At 69.1% G+C, this 20401-nt stretch carries 22 protein-coding genes and 1 pseudogene; 9 read left to right on the top strand and 14 right to left on the bottom strand.

Going from position 1 to position 20401, the window contains the following annotated elements; all coding sequences use genetic code 11:
• The 10 genes and pseudogenes from A5706_RS21835 to A5706_RS21875 all read right to left on the bottom strand — a co-directional run.
• Positions 1–614: PE family protein (locus A5706_RS21835; protein ID WP_156767270.1), on the bottom strand; the 614-nt coding region annotated here is incomplete at its 3' end.
• Positions 615–780: 166 nt separating this feature from the next.
• Entirely contained in the window at positions 781–2223 is a 1443-nt protein-coding gene (locus tag A5706_RS21840) for a PecA family PE domain-processing aspartic protease (protein ID WP_068135198.1), read from the bottom strand.
• Between the two features lie 122 nt (positions 2224–2345).
• Positions 2346–3185, bottom strand: coding sequence for an SDR family oxidoreductase (locus A5706_RS21845; protein ID WP_197517933.1), 840 nt, complete (start codon positions 3183–3185; stop codon positions 2346–2348).
• A complete protein-coding gene (gene rfbC / locus A5706_RS21850) occupies positions 3182–3802 on the bottom strand; it encodes a dTDP-4-dehydrorhamnose 3,5-epimerase (RefSeq protein ID WP_068135199.1) in 621 nt (206 codons plus the stop codon). Before rfbC ends, A5706_RS21845 begins: the two co-directional genes overlap by 4 nt.
• A 1-nt stretch (position 3803) precedes the next feature.
• A complete protein-coding gene (rfbB, locus tag A5706_RS21855) occupies positions 3804–4799 on the bottom strand; it encodes a dTDP-glucose 4,6-dehydratase (protein ID WP_068135202.1) in 996 nt (331 codons plus the stop codon).
• Between the two features lie 28 nt (positions 4800–4827).
• Complete coding sequence (locus A5706_RS21860) at positions 4828–5694, bottom strand: LLM class F420-dependent oxidoreductase (protein ID WP_068135205.1); 867 nt, start codon at positions 5692–5694, stop codon at positions 4828–4830.
• A gap of 20 nt (positions 5695–5714) precedes the next feature.
• Positions 5715–6545, bottom strand: coding sequence for an LLM class F420-dependent oxidoreductase (locus A5706_RS21865; protein WP_068135208.1), 831 nt, complete (start codon positions 6543–6545; stop codon positions 5715–5717).
• Between the two features lie 29 nt (positions 6546–6574).
• Positions 6575–7171, bottom strand: a complete 597-nt coding sequence (locus A5706_RS35320) for a sensor histidine kinase (RefSeq protein ID WP_369831935.1) — start codon at positions 7169–7171, stop codon at positions 6575–6577.
• A gap of 537 nt (positions 7172–7708) precedes the next feature.
• A pseudogene (locus tag A5706_RS35325) lies at positions 7709–8068 on the bottom strand (cyclic nucleotide-binding domain-containing protein); the annotation flags it as partial.
• Between the two features lie 8 nt (positions 8069–8076).
• Entirely contained in the window at positions 8077–9753 is a 1677-nt protein-coding gene (locus A5706_RS21875) for an FAD-dependent oxidoreductase (protein ID WP_068135216.1), read from the bottom strand.
• Positions 9754–10004: 251 nt separating this feature from the next.
• Between A5706_RS21875 and infA the strand changes: the two genes are divergently transcribed.
• The 8 genes from infA to truA all read left to right on the top strand — a co-directional run bounded on the left by infA (position 10005) and on the right by truA (position 14629).
• Positions 10005–10226 (top strand): translation initiation factor IF-1, encoded by a 222-nt coding sequence (gene infA, locus A5706_RS21880; RefSeq protein ID WP_003418601.1) that lies wholly within the window; start codon positions 10005–10007, stop codon positions 10224–10226.
• A gap of 32 nt (positions 10227–10258) precedes the next feature.
• Positions 10259–10372, top strand: a complete 114-nt coding sequence (gene rpmJ, locus A5706_RS21885) for a 50S ribosomal protein L36 (protein WP_003879483.1) — start codon at positions 10259–10261, stop codon at positions 10370–10372.
• 165 nt (positions 10373–10537) lie between these two features.
• Positions 10538–10912, top strand: coding sequence for a 30S ribosomal protein S13 (rpsM, locus tag A5706_RS21890; protein WP_066907568.1), 375 nt, complete (start codon positions 10538–10540; stop codon positions 10910–10912).
• A gap of 6 nt (positions 10913–10918) precedes the next feature.
• A complete protein-coding gene (gene rpsK, locus A5706_RS21895; protein ID WP_066933867.1) occupies positions 10919–11341 on the top strand; it encodes a 30S ribosomal protein S11 in 423 nt (140 codons plus the stop codon).
• 10 nt (positions 11342–11351) lie between these two features.
• The gene (gene rpsD, locus A5706_RS21900; protein ID WP_068135219.1) at positions 11352–11957 is read left to right on the top strand and encodes a 30S ribosomal protein S4; all 606 of its coding nucleotides are present in this window, start codon (positions 11352–11354) and stop codon (positions 11955–11957) included.
• A gap of 77 nt (positions 11958–12034) precedes the next feature.
• A complete protein-coding gene (locus A5706_RS21905) occupies positions 12035–13078 on the top strand; it encodes a DNA-directed RNA polymerase subunit alpha (RefSeq protein WP_067006072.1) in 1044 nt (347 codons plus the stop codon).
• Between the two features lie 65 nt (positions 13079–13143).
• The gene (rplQ, locus tag A5706_RS21910) at positions 13144–13788 is read left to right on the top strand and encodes a 50S ribosomal protein L17 (RefSeq protein ID WP_068135221.1); all 645 of its coding nucleotides are present in this window, start codon (positions 13144–13146) and stop codon (positions 13786–13788) included.
• Positions 13700–14629, top strand: a complete 930-nt coding sequence (gene truA, locus A5706_RS21915; protein WP_197517935.1) for a tRNA pseudouridine(38-40) synthase TruA — start codon at positions 13700–13702, stop codon at positions 14627–14629. The genes rplQ and truA overlap by 89 nt, the downstream gene beginning before the upstream one ends.
• A 52-nt stretch (positions 14630–14681) precedes the next feature.
• Here the strand turns inward: truA and A5706_RS21920 are convergent, their stop codons facing one another.
• Both A5706_RS21920 and A5706_RS21925 read right to left on the bottom strand, forming a co-directional pair.
• Positions 14682–15302 carry a cutinase family protein gene (locus A5706_RS21920; protein ID WP_082964545.1) on the bottom strand — a complete coding sequence of 207 codons (621 nt, stop codon included), beginning with the start codon at positions 15300–15302 and terminating at the stop codon, positions 14682–14684.
• A 56-nt stretch (positions 15303–15358) separates the two neighbouring features.
• Positions 15359–16189: a cutinase family protein gene (locus tag A5706_RS21925; protein WP_068135231.1), complete on the bottom strand. Its 831-nt coding sequence runs from the start codon at positions 16187–16189 to the stop codon at positions 15359–15361.
• A 127-nt stretch (positions 16190–16316) separates the two neighbouring features.
• Between A5706_RS21925 and eccB the strand changes: the two genes are divergently transcribed.
• Positions 16317–17705 carry a type VII secretion protein EccB gene (gene eccB, locus A5706_RS21930; RefSeq protein WP_068135235.1) on the top strand — a complete coding sequence of 463 codons (1389 nt, stop codon included), beginning with the start codon at positions 16317–16319 and terminating at the stop codon, positions 17703–17705.
• Here the strand turns inward: eccB and mycP are convergent.
• Together mycP and eccD are read right to left on the bottom strand one after the other, a co-directional pair.
• On the bottom strand, positions 17670–18938 hold the full coding sequence (mycP, locus tag A5706_RS21935) for a type VII secretion-associated serine protease mycosin (RefSeq protein ID WP_068135238.1): 1269 nt from the start codon (positions 18936–18938) through the stop codon (positions 17670–17672). The genes eccB and mycP overlap by 36 nt on opposite strands.
• Positions 18935–20305 (bottom strand): type VII secretion integral membrane protein EccD, encoded by a 1371-nt coding sequence (eccD, locus tag A5706_RS21940; protein ID WP_068135259.1) that lies wholly within the window; start codon positions 20303–20305, stop codon positions 18935–18937. Before eccD ends, mycP begins: the two co-directional genes overlap by 4 nt.
• Positions 20306–20401: the final 96 nt, after the last annotated feature.

Genomic DNA, 20401 nt, shown 5'->3' on the forward strand with positions numbered 1-20401 from the left:
CACCGACACGCTGTTGCGGCACCCCACAACAGGCCGCCGCGGCCGCCGGCGCCGCCGAGCGCGGCGGGGCCACCGGTGCCGCCGTTGCCGCCATTTCCGACGAGAAAGCCCGCGGGTCCGGCCGCGCCGCCGGGCGCGCCGGTGGCGGTGCTGTTGCCACCGTTGCCGCCGTTGCCGGCCAAGAATCCGCCCGGACCGCCGGGAGTTCCCAGGCCCTGGGCGGTCGTTATGCCGTTGGCGCCGTTGCCGATCAGCGGGCGCCCGAACAGCGTGTCGGTGGGCGCGTTGATCACGCCCAGCACGTCCTGCTGGAGCGCCTCCAGCGGTGTGGCGTTGGCCGCCTCGGTGGCCGCGTAGGCGCCCGCCCCCGCGTTGAGGGTCTGCACCAACTGCACGTGAAACGCGGCGGCCTGGCTGCTCAGTGTCTGATACGCCGAAGCGTATTGAGAAAACATCGCCGCGATGGCCGTCGACACCTCGTCGCCGGCCGCCGCGAGCAGGCCCGTCGTGGGCCCCGCCGCCGCGGCCTGGGCCGCGCTGATAGTCGAACTGAGGTTCGCCAAAGTTGTTGTGGCATCAGACATTACTTCGGGAACCGCCAACACAAACGACATCCGACCCCTCCAGCAACGGCACATGAAGCGGTCGCGGCCCGAATACAGCGACAAGCGGATCTTAGCGATTCCGGGTGCTGGAAGCGCTGTTTTTCACGCGATCGCGCGTAGTTTGACCGTGAGTCGCGCGGCCTGCGTCAGCAGCGGCAATCGAACCGTTTGCGGTTTAGGTGTCGAAGGTCATTGTCCCTAAACCGGTTGGGCCGTAGGAGAGGTAGATCGGATGCTGGAGGAACGGCGCGATCCCGGTGTTGAAGAAACCCCCCAGGAAACTCGACGCGACGCTCGTCTGTTGTGCCCCGACCGTCGTGGTGTACAGCAGCGTCGTCCCGTCGGGCGTGTAGACGGAGACCGTGGTTCCCGCCGGAAGGTATCCACCCGAGTTGGGCGGCCCCAGGTTGTCGGGCACTGAGCCGCCCAGACCGCCGGAATCGATGTACGCGCCGGTGGTTTGTTGCAGGGCGCCGTTATTGATCCGGATGTCGAGGTTGGTGATCGGGGCCCCCGTCACCGACGCGTACGACGGTAGTGGGTTGGGACCAAAGTTGACGGTCCCCGCGGGCTCGTTGATGAGCAGACCCTGACCGAAGGCGCCCGGCAACGCCGTCACCGGGCTGGAATTGGTCGGACCGTAGCCGTTGGCGCCGACGCCCAAGATGGCGGGCGCCTGCGATGCCGGATAGGAGAAGATGAAGTTCTGGGTTATGGAGGTGACGACCGCGACGGTCGTCGGTGCGGTCACGATTCCGTTCCCGAAATTCACCGTCGTCGTGTAGGTGTCGTAATTCTCAGTCAGGTAGTTGCCGAATCCGCCGTACGTGGTGCTGCCGTGTCCCGTGGCGGTGCCGAGGCTGGCGATATTGACATCCTGGGGCGGCAGGATGAGGCCTTTGGATCCGGTGTCGAGGATCACCGGCACAGTCGGCCCCCCGCCGACCGAGATATTCACATACAGGTCTTGGCCTTGCAGCTGGAGCGGGATGGTGGCCAGGCCGGGAGCGCCGGTAGCCCCGGGCGCGCCCAACAAGCTGCCAGGGCCGCCGGCGCCGCCGAGCGCGGCGGGGCCGCCCGTTCCGCCGTTGCCGCCGTTTCCGAGGAGTAGGCCGGCGGGACCGCCGGCGCCACCGGGCGCCCCGGGGGCGGTGCTGTTGCCGCCGTTGCCGCCATTGCCGGCCAAGATTCCGCCCGGACCGCCGGGAGTGCCCACCCCCTGGGCGGTCGTTATGCCGTTGGCGCCGTTGCCGATTAGCGGGCGCCCCAGCAGGGTGTCGGTCGGCGCGTTGATCAGCCCCAGCACGGCTTGTTGGAGCGTCTGCAGCGGCGAGGCGTTGGCCGCCTCGGTGGCCGCGTAGGCCGCCGCCCCCGCGTTGAGGGTCTGCACCAACTGCGTGTGAAACGCCGCGGCTTGGCCGCTGAGCGTCTGATACGCCGAGCCGTAGGACGAAAACATCGCCGCGATGGCTGTCGACACCTCGTCGCCGGCCGCCGCGAGCACGCCCGTCGTGGGCGCCGCAGCGGCCGCCTGGGCCGCCCTGATCGCCGACTCGATGCTCGCCAAACTTGTTGTGGCATCAGTCATTACTTCGGGAACCGCCAACACAAACGACATCCGACCCCTCCAGCAACGGCACATGAAGCGGTCGCGGCCCGACTACAGCGACAAGCGGATATTAACGCTTCTAACTGGCGAAAGTGGTTGTTTTCAGCGGGAATTCGGCCACGCGGCGGCGGTCAGCGGGTTGTGTGCTGCATTGTGCGTAAGCGTTTCAACGAGAGTCGCGCGGCCTGCGTCGAGATGGCCGGGGAGAGGCGGTCCAGGTACCAAAATGCCTTCCACCACGCCGGCACGATGATGATCGCGTGATTGCGCGATACGGCGCGAAGGACGCGATCGGCGAACTTCTCGGGAGCCATGGGCCGCATCGGCTCCCAAAACTTGAGCAGCGCCTCGTCGCTGGCGCCGGTCTTGGTCATCCGCCCGTAAGCGCCGCCGGTGAGGATCGGGGTCCGGATGGCGCCGGGGCACAGCACCGACACCTTGATGCCATGGCGTTCGGCCTCCACCCGCAGCGCCCGCGAGATCGCGACCACGGCGTGCTTGGCGGCGGTGTAGCTCACCGCGCCGGGCGAGGGGAGCAGGCCGGCCATCGAGGCCGTGTTCACGATGTGGCCCGAGCGCTGCCGGATCATGATGGGGTACACCGCCTGGACACCGTGGATCACGCCGTGCAGGTTCACGTCGAGGACGTCGTTCCAGTCGCCGATGGTGTACGAGTCGACCTCGCCGCCCACCCCGATGCCGGCGTTGTTGAACAGGTAGTCGATCCGCCCCGATGGCCGCGCCGCCTCGGTGACGGCGCGCTCGAACGCGGGGTAGTCGCGCACGTCGAGCTCGATCGCGTGCGCCTTACCGCCACCGGTGCCGAGGCGCTGCGCCAGTTCCTGTGCCGCCTCGAGTTGGCGATCGGCGATCCAGACCTCGGCGCCCCCGTCGGCCAGCTTGGTGGCCAGCGCGGCGCCGATGCCGGACGCGCCGCCGGTGACGAATGCGACCTTCCCGGTGAAGCTCACGCCTCGTTGAATTCCCCACGCAGGCCGGCGGCGAACCGTTGCGCCTCCTCCCAGGTGGGTAGCAGGCCGGAGGCGCGGACCTCGTCCAGGCTCGGGGCCGCGGCGTCGCGGTCGGACAGGCTGGGGGTGACGCCGTCGACCAGCGGCCAGTCGATGGCCAGCGCCGGGTCCGTCGCGCAGATGGTGTGCTCGCGTTGCGGCTTGTATTCCGTCGAGCACAGGTACATGACGGTCGAATTGTCTTGCAGCGCAAGGAAGGCGTGCCCGAGGCCCTCGGAGATGTAGATCGTCCGGCGGTCCTGGTCGTCGAGCAGAACCGAGTCCCACTGCCCAAAAGTCGGTGAGCCCACTCGGATGTCGACGACGACGTCGAAGACCGAACCGGACAGGCAGGTCACGTATTTCGCCTGGCTCGGTGGCAGCTGGGCGAAGTGCAGTCCGCGCAGCACGCCGGCCGACGACACCGAGCAGTTGGCCTGCCGCACGTCGAGCCGGTGGCCGGCGAACGCGGTGAAGTCGCGGTCGGTGAGCCATTCGAAGAAGTAGCCGCGGGAGTCACCGTGAATGGTGGGAGTGATTTCCCACGCGCCCGGGACGGCGAGCTCTCGAACTTTCATGTCACTGACCCCGTTCTTCGTAGCGGCCCTCGGTGGCCTCCTTGAGGGGCCGCCACCACGACTCGTTCGCGCGATACCACTCGATGGTGGCACGCAGGCCCTCCTCAAAGTTGGCATGCTTTGGCGTCCAACCCAATTCGTTGTACAGCGTGGTCGGGTCGATCGCATACCGCAGGTCGTGGCCGGCGCGGTCGGTGACGTGGTCGAAGTCGTCGGGATCGCGTCCCAGCGCCTGCAGGATCGCGCGCATGACCGTCAGGTTGTCGCGCTCGCCCTCGGCGGCGATGAGGTAGGTCCGGCCGTTCTCGCCCTTTTCCAGGATTCGCCGGACCGCGCTGTTGTGGTCCTCGACGTGGATCCAGTCCCGAACGTTGGCGCCCCCTCCGTACAGCTTGGGGCGGCGCCCGGTGAGCACGTTGGTGATCTGGCGCGGGATGAACTTTTCGACGTGCTGATACGGCCCGTAGTTGTTCGAGCAGTTGGAGATCGTCGCGCGCACGCCGTAGGACCGCACCCAGGCGCGGACGAGCAGGTCGCTGGCGGCCTTCGTCGCCGAGTACGGGCTCGACGGGTTGTAGGGCGTCGACTCGGTGAACCGGCTGGGCTCGTCGAGCTCCAGATCGCCGTAGACCTCGTCGGTGGAGACGTGGTGCAGCCGGACATCGTGGCGCCGCACGGCCTGCAGGATCGCGAAGGTCCCGACCACGTTGGTCTGCAGGGTCGTCCACGGGTCTTCCAGCGAGTTGTCGACGTGGGTCTCGGCGGCGAAGTGCACGACGGCGTCGGACTCGGCGACCAGCGCGGCGACCAGCGCCGCATCGGCGATGTCGCCCTTCACCACCGTGATTGCGTCCTCGACGTCGGCCAGCGACTCGCGCCGCCCGGCGTAGGTGAAGGCGTCCAGCACCGTCACGGAATCCTCGGGGTGCTCGCGCACCGTGCTGTGCACGAAGTTCGCGCCGATGAAGCCGGCTCCACCGGTGACCAGCAATCGCATGGTCACACACCCTAACCGAGCGGAATGATCAGTTTGGGGCAGTTAGCCCTAATGGCCCCGCCAGCTCGCGAAGCGCCGACACCAGCGCCTCGTCGTTTGCCGTCCCCAGCACCTGGACCGCCACGTGATCGGCGCCGGCTTCGCAATGTTCACCGAGGCGCCGCGCAATGTCCTCCGGGGTGCCATGGGCCACCACGGCGTCGATCAGCCTGTCGCTGCCCGGGCTGCGGACGTCGTCCTGGGTGAACCCCAGCCGCTGCCAGTTGTTCACGTAGTTGCTCAGCTTCAGGTAGTAGTCGACGGTCTGCCGGCCGATCGCGCGCGCCTTCTCGGGGTCGGTGGACAGCACCACCTTGTGCTCCGGTGCCAGGAACACCGACCCGCCCACCTGTTCGCGCGCCTTGGCCGTGTGTTCGGGCGTGGTCAGGTATGGGTGCGCGCCGGCGGCGCGTTCGGCCGCCAGCCGCAGCACCCGCGGCCCCAGCGCCGCGAGCACCCGCCGGCTGGTGGGCACCATCGCGGCGTCGAGGGTGTCGAGGTAGCTGACCAGGGCGTCGTACGGCTTGACGTACTCCTGGGTGTGCTCGCGGTGACCCACCCCGACGCCGAGCAGGAACCGGCCCGGGTAGGCGCCTTCGATGCGGGCGAAGGACTCGGCGACCTCGGGTGCCGGCGCCGACCAGATGTTGACGATGCCGGTCGCCAGCTGGAGCGAGTTCGTCCGCGCCAGGGCCGGCTCCACCCAGGCGAGTTCCGCGTCGGGCGAGCCGCCGACCCAGACGGCGCCGTACCCGAGCGCCTCGATCTCGGCGGCCAGGTCGGGCGAGATCGAGCGGGTGCCCAGCCAGACGCCAAACCGCCCCAGGTCGGGTTTCAGTGCAACTGCCTCGCTCATCCAGATCCCCCTCGCGTCCGTCAGCCCAGTCCGAGCGGCCCCGCCAATTCGGCCAGCGCCGAGACCAGGTTTTCATCCTTGGTGAGGACCTGCACGGGCACGTGGTCGGCGCCCGCGTCCAGGTGCTCTTTGAGCCGAGCGGCGATCTGCTCCGGCGTGCCGTAGGCCACCACGGAGTCGACCAGGCGGTCGCTGCCCGGGCGGGTGACTTCGTCCTCGGAGAAGCCGAGCCGCTTCCAGCTGTTGCGGTAGTTGGCCAGGTTGAAGTAGATATCGAGCGCCTTGCGGCCGACGGCGCGGGCCTCCTCCGGGTCGGTGGTCAGCACCACCTTGTGTTCGGGCGCCAGGAACGCCGAGGGGCCGATCGACTCGCGGGCCCGCGCGGTGTGCTCGGGGGTGGTCAGGTAGGGGTGCGCGCCGGCGGTGCGTTCGGCCGCCAGCCTCAGCACCCGAGGACCCAGGGCCGCCACCACCCGCCGGTCGGCCGGCACGCCGTGTTCGTCGAGTTGCTCGAGGTAGGTGACCAGGGCGTCGTAGGGCTTTTGGTACTCGCTGATGGCCTCCCGGTGTCCGACGCCGATGCCCAGCAGGAAGCGGCCGGGGTAGGCCTTCTCGATGCGGTGGAACGACTCGGCGACCGGCCCCGCGGCCGCCGTCCAGATGTTGACGATGCCGGTGGCCACCTGCAGGGTGGTCGTCGCCTCGAGGATGGGTTCGACCCAGGCCAGCTCGGCCGGTGGGGAACCGCCCACCCAGACCGCCCCGTAACCCAGGGATTCGATTTCTTTGGCTTGCTGGGGCGTCACGCCGCGTCCGAACGATCCGAACCGGCCGAGGTTGGGTTTGGTCATGGTCGTTCCCAACCGGCCGGGTGGTGCGGCTATTCCGGGAGATCCGGATCCGTGCCCGGCGGCGCCTCCAGCGGCAGCAGCACGATGAAGCGGGTATCGCCCGGCACGGATTCCACTCGCAGGTCCCCCCGATGGTTCTTGACGACGATGTTGAACGCCAGGTCCAGACCCAGGCCAGTGCCTTCCCCGAACGGTTTGGTGGTGAAGAACGGTTCGAAGATGTGCTCGCGCACGTCCTCGGGCACCCCGGGGCCGGTGTCGCAGATCTCGACGCGGACCATGTTCTCGCCCTCCCTGCAGGTGCGGACGGTCAGCGTGCCGCCCTGCTCGCGCATCGCGGCGAGCGCGTTGTCGATGATGTTGGTCCACACCTGGTTGAGATCGCCTGGGTAGCAAGGTATTTCGGGAAGCGACTGGTCGAAATCCTTCACCAGGGTGATCACCGGATTTTTACTGGCCTCCCGGCCAGCGTCCTTGGTCAACCGGTCGGCGAACATCACTAGCGTGCTGCGCAGCAGTTCGTGGATGTTGGCCACCTGGAACGGGGCGCGGTCAAGTTGCGAATACTGCTTGGCGTCGGCGACCAACGCCGAAATCCGTTTGCTCGCTTCCAGAATCTGGTTCATCAGCAGCTCGCTCTCGATGGTGTAGTTGATCCACCGGATCGCCTCCTCCAACGACGTCGACGCGAGTTCCTCGCTGACCGTGGAAATCCGCTCCAGCCAGTCGGTGTCGACGCCGCCTTCGACGAAGGTCGGCGCGATGTCCCAGCCGCCCTCGACACCGTGCTCTTCCAGCCAGTCGCCGACGGCGTCCTCGCGGTCGGCGGTTTCCATCGCGCTCAGGTTTTCTGTAGCCGACTTGGCGACCTGCTCGGCCACCCCTTGCTGGAGGTGGACCAGGGCGCTGAGGGCCTCGGGGCTGACGGTGCCGTCGGCGAGCATGGCCAGCTTGCCCCGCATGCCGGCGACCCGGCCGCGCAGGTCGGCCGCCGCCCGGGCGATGGCCGCCGCGGGGTTGTTCAGCTGATGGGTCAGCCCGGCCGAAAGCCGGCCCAGCGCCAGCAGCTTCTCCCGGTTGTCGATGATCCGCCTGGTCCGGTCGGTGCCGACGGCGATGCCGTCGAGCAGGTGGACGGCCATCGGGAACTGGTCCTTCATGAACTGGGCGAACACCGGGGCGTCCATCACGAAGAACCGCGACGGCTTGGTCACGTGCACCGAGGCGTCGTAGCTCTTCTGCTTCCCACCGGTGAACGCCCGCCAGGCGCCGCAGTAGACACCGCGCTGCGAGGTGCGGTTGGTTTCGATGTCCTGTCCGCCGGAGAGCTTGGACATCGTCAACTCGCCCTCGATGAGGACGTAGAAGCAGGTCGCCGGCTCGCCCTCGACGCAGATCGGGCCCGGTTCGTAGTTCTCGATGTGACCCGCTGCGCACAACACCGCGAGCTGCTCGTCGGTGAGCGCCTCGAACAGGAACAGGCTGCGCAGCTCGTCGGGCTCGCACGGCGTCTTGGCGGTCATGGCCCCGCCTAGCTCTCGGCCAGGTAGCGGTGCACCAGCATGACGGCCATCGATCCCTCTCCGACCGCGGCCGCGACGCGCTTGGCCGACTCGGCCCGCACGTCACCGGTGGCGAAGACGCCCGGCACGCTGGTCTCCAGGTGGTGCGGCGGCCGATCCAGCGTCCAGCCACACACGTTGCGCAGGTCCGGTCCGGTGAGGATGAAGCCGTGGTCGTCGCGGGCGACCACCCCGTCCAGCCATTCGGTGCGCGGCGCCGCCCCGATGAAGATGAACATCCGTGCGCAGGTGACGTCCTCGGTGTCCCCGGTCTGGTTGTCGACCAGGATCAGCCGCTGCAGGTGGTCCGCCCCGACGGCGCGGCGCACCTCGGTGCACGTGCGCACCGTTATGTTGGGCCGCTGCTCGATCTGCTGGATCAGGTAGTACGACATCGAGGCCTCGAGCGACGGGCCGCGCACCACGATCGTCACCGCCTTGGCCTCGCGGGAGAGGTACATCGCGGCCTGCCCGGCGGAGTTGGCCCCGCCGACGACGTAGACCTCCTCGCCCGCGCACTCGGACGCGATGGAGACGGCCGCCCCGTAGTAGACGCCGCGGCCGGTGAGCTCGCTGCAGCCCTCGGCGGGCAGCTGGCGATAGGCGACACCGGTGGCCAGGATGACCGCGTGCGCGTCGATGGACCCGCCGTCGGCGAACCGCACGGTGCGCTTCGGGCCGTTGACCTCGAGCGCCGTCGCGGTGCGGGCGGTGATGAGCTCCGCGCCGAACTTCTCGGCCTGCCGGCGCGCGCGCTCGGCCAGCTGGCCCCCCGACACCCCGTCGGGGAAGCCGAGGTAGTTCTCGATGCGTGAGCTCTGGCCCGCCTGCCCGCCCGTCGCGGTGCGTTCGATCAGCACCGTGCGCAGCCCCTCGGACGCGCCGTAGACGGCGGCGGCCAGGCCCGCCGGCCCGCCGCCGATGACGATCAGGTCGTAGAACTCCTGCGACGGCGTCGTGGTCAGACCCAGGGTGTCGGCCAGCTCGGCGTCGGTCGGTTCGACCAGGGTGTCGCCGCGCTCGGTGACGACGACCGGAAGCCGCCGGCAATCCGCGCCGGCGGCCTTCAGCAGCCGCTCGCCGTCGGGATCGTCGGCCATGAACCACGAGTAGTGCAGCCCGTTGCGGGCCAGGAAGTCGCGCACCTGCCAGGACCGCTCCGACCAACGGTGCCCGATCACCTTGGTGTGCGGGATGGGGTGTTCCGGCGCCGCCCGCCAGGCGTCCAGCAGCCCGTCGATGACGGGGTAGAACTTCTCCTGCGGCGGGTCCCACGGTTTGAGCAGGTAGTGGTCGAGGTCCACGACGTTGATCGCGTCGATCGCGGCGTGGGTGTCGGCGTAGGCGGTGAGCAGCACCCGCCGCGCCGCCGGGTAGAGGTCCATCGCCTGTTCGAGGAATTCGATGCCGCTCATCTGCGGCATCCGGTAGTCGGCGATCAGCACCGCCACGGTCTCGCCCCGCAGCTTGAGCTCCTTGAGCGTCTCCAGGGCGTCGGGGCCCGATTCGGTGCGCACGATCCGGTGCCGGTCGCCGTAATGGCGACGCAGGTCGCGCGCGACCGCGCGGGAGACGGAGGGGTCGTCGTCGACGGTCAGGAGGACGGGTTTGCGGGGCTCTGCGGTAACGCCTGCGGGGCTGCTCATCGCCGTCAAGTATGCCCTCGTCAGGCCGGGTCCGGCAGGTCGTGAAGGCGCCGCCGATTTCTCCGACAGCGATTTTGGGTAGGGCCCATTACCAGGTACCATTGACCAACGGTGCGATTTCCGCGCCGACTTTTTGTGTGCCCAGTCCCTAGGAATTTCCTGTCACCGGCTCACGTTCGAAGTCGGTGTATATCTCGCGCCGAACCGGGCGCTAAAGCGATCGAAACGAATGACGAGGATTTCTGACAAGTATGGCCAAGAAGGACGGCGCCATCGAGGTCGAGGGCCGCGTGGTCGAGCCCCTGCCCAATGCGATGTTCCGCATTGAGTTGGAGAACGGCCACAAGGTGCTTGCCCACATCAGCGGCAAGATGCGGCAGCACTACATCCGCATCCTGCCCGAGGACCGGGTGGTGGTGGAGTTGTCTCCCTACGACCTGTCCCGGGGCCGCATCGTGTACCGGTACAAGTAACCAACGAACGACGAGAACAGGATCGAAAAGCCGTGAAGGTCAACCCCAGCGTGAAGCCGATTTGCGACAAGTGCAGGGTGATCCGTCGGCATGGGCGGGTCATGGTGATCTGCTCCGATCCGCGCCACAAGCAGCGGCAGGGCTAGCTCCCGCCTTCTGAACAACTAAATGATGACCTTCCAGCACCACTGAGCGGCTCGCATCTTTAGAGATGGGCCAGCTCACCCACGTCCGGACGGAGGCCGGACCCCGATGACATCGGGAACGGGCTGGGATCAGACCTCCGCATGAGATAAGAGGAAACGCCACCTATGGCTCGACTAGTAGGCGTCGATCTCCCGCGCGACAAGCGGATGGAGATCGCGCTGACGTACATCTTCGGCGTCGGCCGTACCCGCGCCAACGAAATCCTGGCCGCCACCGGCATCGACAAGGACCTGCGCACCCGGGACCTCACCGATGACCAGGTGACCCACCTGCGCGACTACATCGAGGCCAACCTCAAGGTGGAGGGCGACCTGCGCCGCGAGGTGCAGGCCGACATCCGCCGCAAGATCGAGATCGGCTGCTACCAGGGCCTGCGGCACCGCCGCGGCCTGCCGGTGCGCGGCCAGCGCACCAAGACCAACGCGCGCACCCGCAAGGGCCCCAAGCGCACCATTGCAGGCAAGAAGAAGGCCAGGTAGAAACCGATGCCACCAGCTAAAAAAGCGCAGGGAAGCTCCGCCAAGAAGGGGCAGCACAAGACCCGCAAGCGGGAAAAGAAGAATATTCCGCACGGCGCCGCGCACATCAAGAGCACGTTCAACAACACGATCGTGACGATCACCGACCCGCAGGGCAACGTCATCGCCTGGGCGTCGTCGGGCCACGTCGGCTTCAAGGGCTCGCGGAAATCGACCCCGTTCGCCGCGCAGCTGGCCGCCGAGAACGCGGCGCGCAAGGCCCAGGAGCACGGCGTGCGCAAGGTCGACGTGTTCGTGAAGGGCCCGGGCTCGGGCCGGGAGACCGCGATCCGGTCGCTGCAGGCCGCCGGCCTGGAGGTGGGCGCGATCTCCGACGTCACCCCGCAGCCGCACAACGGATGCCGTCCGCCGAAGCGCAGAAGGGTCTAGGAAAAAAATCATGGCTCGTTACACCGGACCCATCACCCGCAAGTCGCGCCGGCTGCGCACCGACCTCGTCGGTGGCGACCAGGCCTTCGAGAAGCGCCCCTACCCACCCGGCCAGCACGGCCGGGCGCGGATCAAGGAGAGCGAGTACCTGCTGCAGCTGCAGGAGAAGCAGAAGGCCCGCTTCACCTACGGCGTGATGGAAAAGCAGTTCCGCCGCTACTACGAAGAGGCCGTTCGGCAGCCCGGCAAGACCGGTGAGGAACTGCTGCGCATCCTCGAGAGCCGGCTGGACAACGTCGTCTACCGCGCCGGGCTGGCGCGCACCCGACGGATGGCCCGCCAGCTCGTCACCCACGGCCACTTCTCGGTCAACGGCGTGAAGGTCGACGTTCCCAGCTACCGGGTGTCGCAGTACGACATCATCGAGGTGCGGGACAAGTCGCTGAACACGGTGCCGTTCCAGATCGCGCGGGAGACCGCGGGCGACCGCCCGATCCCGAGCTGGCTGCAGGTGGTGGGGGAGCGCCAGCGCATCCTCATCCACCAGCTGCCCGAGCGCGCGCAGATCGACGTGCCGCTGACCGAGCAGCTGATCGTCGAGTACTACTCGAAGTAAAGAACTTTCGGGCCGCCCGGCTCGAAACCTTAGGCGGCATCAAATAGCGGGTGCCGAGAAGGAGAAGAAGAAACACCATGCTGATCTCACAGCGACCCACCCTGTCCGAGGAAGTCGTCACCGACACCCGGTCCCAGTTCGTCATCGAACCGCTGGAGCCCGGATTCGGTTACACCCTGGGCAATTCGCTGCGGCGCACGCTGCTGTCGTCGATCCCCGGCGCGGCCGTCACCAGCATCCGCATCGACGGCGTGCTGCACGAGTTCACCACCGTGCCCGGCGTCAAGGAAGACGTCACCGACATCATCCTGAACCTCAAGGGCCTGGTCGTGTCCTCGGAGGAGGACGAGCCGGTCACCATGTACCTGCGCAAGCAGGGCCCGGGCGAGGTCACCGCGGGTGACATCGTGCCGCCCGCCGGCGTAACCGTGCACAACCCCGCCATGCACATCGCGACCCTGAACGACAAGGGCAAGCTCGAGGTCGAGCTCGTCGTCGAGCGCGGCCGCGGCTACGTGCCGGCGGTGCAGAACCGGGCGTCGGGTGCCGAAATCGGCCGCATCCCGGTCGATTCCATCTACTCGCCGGTGCTCAAGGTCACCTACAAGGTGGACGCCACCCGTGTCGAGCAGCGCACCGACTTCGACAAGCTGATCCTGGACGTGGAGACCAAGAGCTCGATCACCCCGCGCGATGCGCTGGCGTCGGCCGGTAAGACGCTGGTCGAATTGTTCGGCCTGGCACGGGAACTCAACGTCGAGGCCGAGGGCATCGAGATCGGGCCGTCGCCGGCCGAGGCCGACCACATCGCGTCGTTCGCGCTGCCGATCGACGACCTGGACCTGACCGTGCGGTCCTACAACTGCCTCAAGCGCGAGGGTGTGCACACCGTCGGCGAGCTGGTCAGCCGCACCGAGTCCGACCTGCTCGACATCCGCAACTTCGGCCAGAAGTCCATCGACGAGGTCAAGGTCAAGCTGCACCAGCTGGGCCTGTCGCTCAAGGACAGCCCGGCCACCTTCGACCCGTCGGAGGTCGCGGGCTACGACGTCGCCACCGGCACCTGGTCCACCGAGGCCGCCTACGACGACCAGGACTACGCGGAAACCGAACAGCTGTAACACAACACAATTCCGTCCCGGCCCTACCTGATACGGGGGCCGGCCCCGAATAGGAGATAGTCGCAATGCCCAAGCCCACCAAGGGCCCTCGCCTCGGCGGGTCGTCCTCGCACCAGAAGGCCCTGCTGGCCAACCTGGCCACGTCGCTGTTCGAGCACGGCCGGATCAAGACGACCGAGCCCAAGGCTCGGGCGCTGCGCCCCTACGCGGAGAAGCTGATCACGCACGCCAAGAAGGGCACGCTGCACAACCGTCGCGAGGTTCTTAAGAAGATCCGCGACAAGGACGTGGTGCACGCGCTGTTCGCGGAGATCGGGCCGTTCTACGCCGACCGCAACGGCGGCTACACGCGCATCATCAAGGTCGAGGCGCGCAAGGGCGACAACGCCCCGATGGCCGTGATCGAGCTGGTCCGGGAGAAGACGGTGACGTCGGAGGCCGACCGCGCGCGCAGGGTGAAGGCGTCGAAGAAGGCGGCACCGGTGGCGGCAGCGGCGGCGCCGCAGGCCGCGGTCGAGCCCGAGGCGGCGGAGGGTCCGACGGCCGACGACGCCGTCGAGCCGGAAGCCGTCGAGGCCACGGAGACCGAGGCCACGGAGACCGAGGCCACGGAGGCCGAGGCTGCCGCCGAGGAAAAGCACGACGAGGCCGTGGCCGCGCGGGCCGAGGCCGAGAAGGCCGAAGAGGCCGACGAGGCTGACGAGAGTTAGCGCGGACGTCCGTCTGCGGCTTGACATCGCCTACGACGGAACGGAATTCGCCGGCTGGGCAACCCAGGCCGGACAGCGGACCGTCGCCGGCGTCCTCGATGAGGCGCTGACGACGGTCTTCCGCATTCCGGTGCGGCTGCGCGCCGCCGGGCGGACCGACACCGGGGTCCACGCCACCGGGCAGGTCGCCCACGTCGACGTGCCCGCCGACGCGCTGCCGAACGCCTACCCCCGCTCCCCGCGCGCCGGTGAGCCGGAGTTCCTACCGCTGCTGCGCCGACTCGGCCGGTTCCTGCCTACCGACGTGCGGGTGCTCGAAATCGCCCGCGCCCCCGACGGTTTCGACGCCCGGTTCTCCGCGCTGCGCCGCCACTATGAGTACCGGCTGTCGACGGCGCCCTACGGCGTGCAGCCGCAATTGGCGCGCTACGTCACCGCGTGGCCGCGCGACCTCGACGTCGACGCCATGGCGGCGGCGTCGCGAGACCTGTTGGGGCTGCACGACTTTGCCGCATTCTGCCGGCAACGGGAGGGGGCGACCACCATCCGTGACCTGCAGCGGCTGGACTGGTCGCGCGACGGCGACCTGATCACCGCGCACGTCAGTGCCGACGCGTTCTGCTGGTCGATGGTGCGCTCGCTGGTCGGGGCGCTGCTGGCCGTCGGGGAGCACCGCCGCCCCACCTCATGGTGCCGCGACTTGCTGTCCGCCACCGACCGGTCCAGCGACTTCGCCGCCGCACCGGCGCACGGGTTGACGATGATCGGCGTCGATTACCCACCGGACGACGAACTTGCCGCGCGGATATTGATCACGCGGGATTTGCGCACGCCCAGCTAGCGGTGATCGCGAGCGCGGCAGAGCCGGGCGAAGCGGGTCGCCGCCATCGGGGTCAGACGCGGGTCGCGACGAAGCTCGCGGCCTGGTTGGTCAACGTGGGCACGTAGCCCAGGTGCGCGCTCCACTTGTTGCCGTTGGAGCAGATCGGGTCGCCGGTGTTGCACAGGTCGATGGTCTTGCCGTCGAAATCCGGTGTCAGGGCGCTCATCAACCCGCCCGCCCGGGCCGACGGGTTCCCGAACAGGGCGACGGCGGCGACGTGATTGGCGGCGGCGGCCGGCAGCGGCTGGCGGAAACCGAACCCGGGAAGCGGTGCGGCGGTGACGATGTCGACGACGGCCGCGCCCTGGGAGTACCCGCCGAGCACGATCTTGGTGTTGGGGCAGTTGTTGGCCATCTGCTGGATGTGGTTGCTGGCGTCGTTCGCGCCGTCGGTGGCGGCCAGGAAGTCCTTGTTGGCCGGGTAGTTAACCCCGTACGCACCAACGCTTTTGCGGGTGTCCTGGCGCAGCGAGGAGACGAAGGCCTGGCCCACTTTGCCGACACCCGGCGGCTCGTCGGTGCCGCGGGCGAACACCACCTCGACGTCGGGGCACGACGCCGAAGCGAGGGGCAACAGCTTCGGGACGACGAAAACCGCTACCGCCGCAAGGAATGCGACAGTCAGCCCCAAGCGGATAAGCCTCACACGACGAGGCTACGGGCCCAAAATCAAGCCTCGATAACGATTTAGACAAGGGGCGCTTGAGGATTCGGCGTATCCGGGGTGTTAGGAACCACAGGCGCGTTCGGCGCGGGGACGTTTCCAGGGACCGAGGGGCCCGAGCCCGGGGTCTGCGGCCCGTAACCCGGTGTCTGCGGGCCGTAGCCAGGGACCTGCGGGTAGGAACCCGCCATCAGCTTGGACGCGACGAAAGAGGCCGCCTGCGTGGTGTACAGCGGGACGTAGCCCTCCGTGTGCCCGCTCCACTCGTTGCCCGGGCCCGCGTGGCAGATCGGGTCCTCGGGGTTGCACAGGTCGATCGCCTTGGACCCGAGCAGTGCGCTCTGGCTCGGCAGCGTCCCGCCCGCGCGGTCGGCGACGTCGCCGAAGGTCGCGACGGCCACGACGTTCTTGGCGTACTCGGGCGGCAGCGAGTTGCCCCAGTTGATGCCGCCGATCGGGACGCCGGCGACGATGTCCATCACCGACGCGCCCTGCGAGTAGCCGCCCAGGACGATCTTGACGTTCGGGCACTTGGCCACCGCCGCCTTGACGCGGTTGATCGTGTCGTTGGCGCCGTCGCCGCCGTGCAGCTGCAGCTTGCTGGCGGCGTAGTTCACCCCGTAGGTGTCATACGTCAGGCCGGGGGTGTCTTGCTTCAGCGCGTCGACGAACGCATCGCCGACCCGGCCCATGCCGGGCGGCTCGTTGGTGCCGCGGGCGAAGATGACCTCGACGTTCGGGCAGTCATCGGCGGCCGCGACCGGCGTAGCGGGCGGGGAAATGAGCAGGCCGGCGGTGGTGAACACTGCAGAAACCCCCGGGCCTACCCAGCGAGTCAAGCGGTGGGAAGACACGCCGAGATATTACCCGCAACCAGCGAAGATCGAAATTCGGCGGCTTGTGGATAACCGTCGCGGCCGCCGTCTACCTGCGGCTTAACTGGAACCGGGAGACGGATTCCACAAATTTGCCGAGGGTATTTTGGACCGTTCACAACCACGCCAGCCGACGACCTGGCTGCAAATCAGCGCGTATCGATTTCTGCTGCGCCGCCTCGAGTGCGCATTGCTGGGCCGGGATATGAACAGCGCGACCGCGCCGTCGAGCGCGCGGACGGCGTCGCTGGCGGTCGGCTGTGTGGTGGTGGCCGTTGCGCTGGTGGGCTGCGCGTTGCCGGGATTGCTGCGCCCGCACGCGGATCTCGAGCGGGCGCAGATCGCGATGGGCCAGCGATTCGGGGCACTGTACGTGCGGGTGGGCGACACCTGGCACCCGGTGCTGAACCTGGCGTCGGCCCGGTTGATCGCGCGGACGCCCGCCGACCCGCAGCCGGCGCGGGAAACGGACTTGGCGCGCACCAAACGCGGCCCGCTGCTTGGCATTCCGGGTGCACCGCCACTCATTGGTGAGCCGCTGTCGGCAGACGAATCGGTTTGGACGATCTGCGATGTCGAGGAGACCGGCGCAGCGACCGTCGTCGTCGGCCCCACCGGCCCGTCGGTCCATCCCGTGGCACCCGACCACGCGCTGCTGCTGGCGCCGCCCGCCGGCTTGCCGGCCTACCTGCTCTACAACGGGCAGCGGGCCGTGGTCGACCTCGCCGACACCCCGGTTGTGCGCGCGCTCAGGCTGGAGGGCCGCACCCCGCGGCGCGTGTCGCAGTCGCTGCTGAACGCCGTGCCCGAGGCGCCGCCGATCACCGCACCGCGCGTTCGCGCGGCGGGAGGCGCGGTGGCCGGGATGCCCGGCATTCCGGTCGGCAGTGTGCTGCGCATCGCGCGCGGTGACGGCGACGAGTACTACGTCGTGGTGCCCGGCGGGGTCCAGCGCATCGGCCGGGTGGCCGCCGATCTCCTGCGTTTCAGCGATTCGCGCGGCAGCGCCAACCCGATCCCGGTGGCACCGGACGCGATCCGCGCCGCGGGAATCGTCAACACGCTGCCGGTCGGCGGCTTCCCGGACCTGGCGCCGGCGCTAGCCGGCGGCGCCACGGTATGCGTCGCGTCGACGCGCCGGCCGTCCGGCGGCTACGACACCGGTTTCCTGGTGGGCGGCGGACAGCCGGTTCCCGCCGGTCAGGCTCCAGTGACCTTGTCCCAAGCCGACGGTCGCGGTCCCGCGCTGGACGCGGCCTATCTGCCGCCCGGCCGCAGCGCCTATGTACGGGGCGACAACCGAAGCGGCACAAGATATCTCGTCACCGACACCGGGGTGCGGTTCGCGATCCGCGACGACGACGCGGCGCACGATCTCGGTCTCCCGCCACCGATCGCGGCGCCGTGGCCGCTGTTGGCGGGGCTGCCGTCCGGGCCGGAACTGAGCAGGCAGAACGCGTCAGTCGCACGGGACACGGTTGCGGGAACCCCGTAACCGGGCGGCCGCCAGGGCCCCCGCCAGCGCGACAAGGCAGATTGCCGCTCCGCGCAGCGCCGCATCCCGGGCGTGTGCATCCGGGGGCTTCGGCGGCGGTGGAGCAATCACGGGCACCGGAGCAGTTGTCGGCCTGGAGGTGGTCGTTGGCGGACCGGCGTCGGTGCTGACGGCGGCCGGCGCGTCGATGGTGCCGTTGCCGACGAGCGGATCCGATCCGCCGGGCGGGTGATGCGCGGTCGACGTGATTCGCCCCATGACCTGTCGCGCGGTCAATGCGGGGAATCGGGCCCGGATCAGCGCCGCCAGCCCGCTGACCACGGGCGCGGCGTAACTCGTGCCCGAAACCGGTTGCGAACCGAGCGCGGCAACGTCCTCGCCGCTCGCCGCCACGTCCACCCAGGGTCCCGCGAGCGTGAACGGCGACGGGGTCCCGTCCGCGTCGACCGAACCCACGGTGAGCACGTAGTCGTCGTACCAAGCGGGGCTGGCGATGACGGTGGCGGTCTGCCAGGTCGCGTCGGGTCGCTGAGGCGGACACGGGCCCGCGGTGCCGGTGTTGCCCGCCGCGGCCACGACGACCGCGTTCTTGACGTCGACCGCGTACGCGAGGGCGGCGCCCACCGCTCGGTCGTCGAGCGACGCGGTGACCGGGACGCACGCGACGGACGAGACGTTGATCACCGATGCGCCGAGATCGGCGGCGGTCCGGATGGCTTGCGCCATGGTGTCGACGTCGCCCACCCCCGCACGGGAACGGTCGCCGGTGGGAGCGAACTTCGCGCTGGACTGGCGGATGCCGATCAGCGTGGCCTCCGGTGCCACCCTGCCGAGGATGCCGGCGACCAGCGTGCCGTGTGCGTCGCAATCCTGGGTGCCATCACCGGTGAACACGTAATCGCCGCCGGGCACCACATCGGGCAGCCGCGGATGCCGCGAGACACCGGTGTCGATGACCGCGACCCGCTGGCCCGCGCCGCGGGTGAGCTGCCAGACACTGGGCAGGTCGACGAGATCCGGCAGCGGGTCGCGAGGTGGGGTGGCGTCGACGGGCACCGTCGCGCAGACCTCGCGCTGCACGGTCGGCGAGGGCGGGGCCGGACGGGTGGGCTTGGGCAGCCACTTGTCGTCGACCTCGGGCGGCGAAACCGCTTGTGCCGTCGGCGTTCCGAACTGATAAATGCACGCAAGCGCGGAGACCGCCAGGAGGCGCGCGAGGCGTGAGCCGCTCACCGGAAGTTCAACTCGCGGACGGCGTTGTACAGGCCGCACACCCACGAGGCCATGGGCACCAACGCGACCAGCGCCACACACTCCAGCGCCTCGACGCCGCGGCGCGCCAGCGGTGAGAGCGACATCGTGGGAGCGACGAAGCCCAGGTAGATCGCCGCGGCGGCCAACGTGGCCGTCATCGCGGCCGTCCATGATCCACTCCTGAGCATGCTGGTGGCCACGACGCCGAAAGTCGTTGCGGCGATGGTAATCCCGCTAATGAGGAACACGAGGGTCCTTCTCGCGTCGTCAGAGCGTGCGCGCAGCATCAGCGATGCACCGGTCAACGCACCGAAAGCGATGCAGCTCAGCCGCGGCGCGCCGGCCAGGACGGTGACGATGGCGCCCACGGCGGCCACCGTCAGCAAGGCGGCGAGCAGGCCGGCCAACCAGTTGTCGGCCCGGATCGCCTTGGCCTCAACGTCGGACCCGGGCGGGCGCTGCGGTGACAGGCCGGCCAGCGTGATCGACGCCCGCGGCGCCACGCCCAGCAGCCCGAGAGATGCCAGCGCGGAGACCGCGCCGATCGCGCGCAGCGGCGCGGCGGTGATCACACCCGCCAAGGCGGCCAGGGCGACGATCGTGGCGACGCACGATACCGAGGCCAACGGGACGGCACCGCAACCCGATACACGCATCGCCAGCACCGCCGTGGCCGCCGTCGCCGTGCCGGCCAGCACGACGTTCGGCAGCCCGGGACCGCCGGGCACCGCCAGAAACCCGGCGACCGCGGCGAATACGGCGGCGATCACGCCCAGCGCGAGTCCGGCGATCGCGTCCCCGTACGCGCGGTGTGCGACCGCCGCGAAAAGCAGCGCCAGCAGGCCGGCCGACGCCACCACGCTCACCGTGGCGCCGGTGACGTTGGCGCTGGGCGCGTTTCGAATGAGCGCCAGCGCGCCGATGCCGGCCAAAAGGACCGCCGCGACGGCGCTCGCGACCCGCGCCGCCTGTCTGCGCCGGCAGGGCGGCCAGGTGCGGCCCGAAGCGTCGAGGGTCGCCGACACGGCCTGCGCCACGTCGTCGAAATGAGGCGGGGGCGCCGGGGTCGAGGATTCGGTCAACACCAGGACCGCGCCGTCTCCAATACCGTTCTGCGCCAACGTCGCCGAGGCGACCAACGGCGCCGCACCCGGGCACGACAACTGGTAGCGGCGCGCCTCCAGGTCGCCGGAGGCTTGGGTCCCGTGGCCGCCGCGGCCGTCCAGGATGTCGATGATCGAGGGAATCAGGACGGCGACGGGCACGCCCCCGGGCAGGGACAAGTCGGTGACGGCCGTGCCGGCCTGGATCGACACGCGTCGCAATCCCGGATCGGTTTCAGGCAACGGTGACCCCTTCCGTCGGATTACCGGCACCGTAGCCAGAACTGGATCCGCCGATATCCGGTTGTCCACAGGTGACTTGCCGCGGTTTTCGGCGCT

The sequence above is a fragment of the Mycobacterium sp. E796 genome (assembly GCF_001672815.1).
GTDB lineage: Bacteria > Actinomycetota > Actinomycetes > Mycobacteriales > Mycobacteriaceae > Mycobacterium.

Coding starts and splice junctions, on each gene's coding strand:
- A5706_RS21840 (WP_068135198.1), bottom strand. CDS start 2,223: ATGTCGTTTGTGTTGGCGGTTCCCGAAGTAATGACTGATGCCACAACA.
- rfbC (WP_068135199.1), bottom strand. CDS start 3,802: ATGAAAGTTCGAGAGCTCGCCGTCCCGGGCGCGTGGGAAATCACTCCC.
- rfbB (WP_068135202.1), bottom strand. CDS start 4,799: ATGCGATTGCTGGTCACCGGTGGAGCCGGCTTCATCGGCGCGAACTTC.
- A5706_RS21860 (WP_068135205.1), bottom strand. CDS start 5,694: ATGAGCGAGGCAGTTGCACTGAAACCCGACCTGGGGCGGTTTGGCGTC.
- A5706_RS21865 (WP_068135208.1), bottom strand. CDS start 6,545: ATGACCAAACCCAACCTCGGCCGGTTCGGATCGTTCGGACGCGGCGTG.
- A5706_RS35320 (WP_369831935.1), bottom strand. CDS start 7,171: ATGAACCAGATTCTGGAAGCGAGCAAACGGATTTCGGCGTTGGTCGCC.
- A5706_RS21875 (WP_068135216.1), bottom strand. CDS start 9,753: ATGAGCAGCCCCGCAGGCGTTACCGCAGAGCCCCGCAAACCCGTCCTC.
- infA (WP_003418601.1), top strand. CDS start 10,005: ATGGCCAAGAAGGACGGCGCCATCGAGGTCGAGGGCCGCGTGGTCGAG.
- rpsM (WP_066907568.1), top strand. CDS start 10,538: ATGGCTCGACTAGTAGGCGTCGATCTCCCGCGCGACAAGCGGATGGAG.
- rpsK (WP_066933867.1), top strand. CDS start 10,919: ATGCCACCAGCTAAAAAAGCGCAGGGAAGCTCCGCCAAGAAGGGGCAG.
- rpsD (WP_068135219.1), top strand. CDS start 11,352: ATGGCTCGTTACACCGGACCCATCACCCGCAAGTCGCGCCGGCTGCGC.
- A5706_RS21905 (WP_067006072.1), top strand. CDS start 12,035: ATGCTGATCTCACAGCGACCCACCCTGTCCGAGGAAGTCGTCACCGAC.
- rplQ (WP_068135221.1), top strand. CDS start 13,144: ATGCCCAAGCCCACCAAGGGCCCTCGCCTCGGCGGGTCGTCCTCGCAC.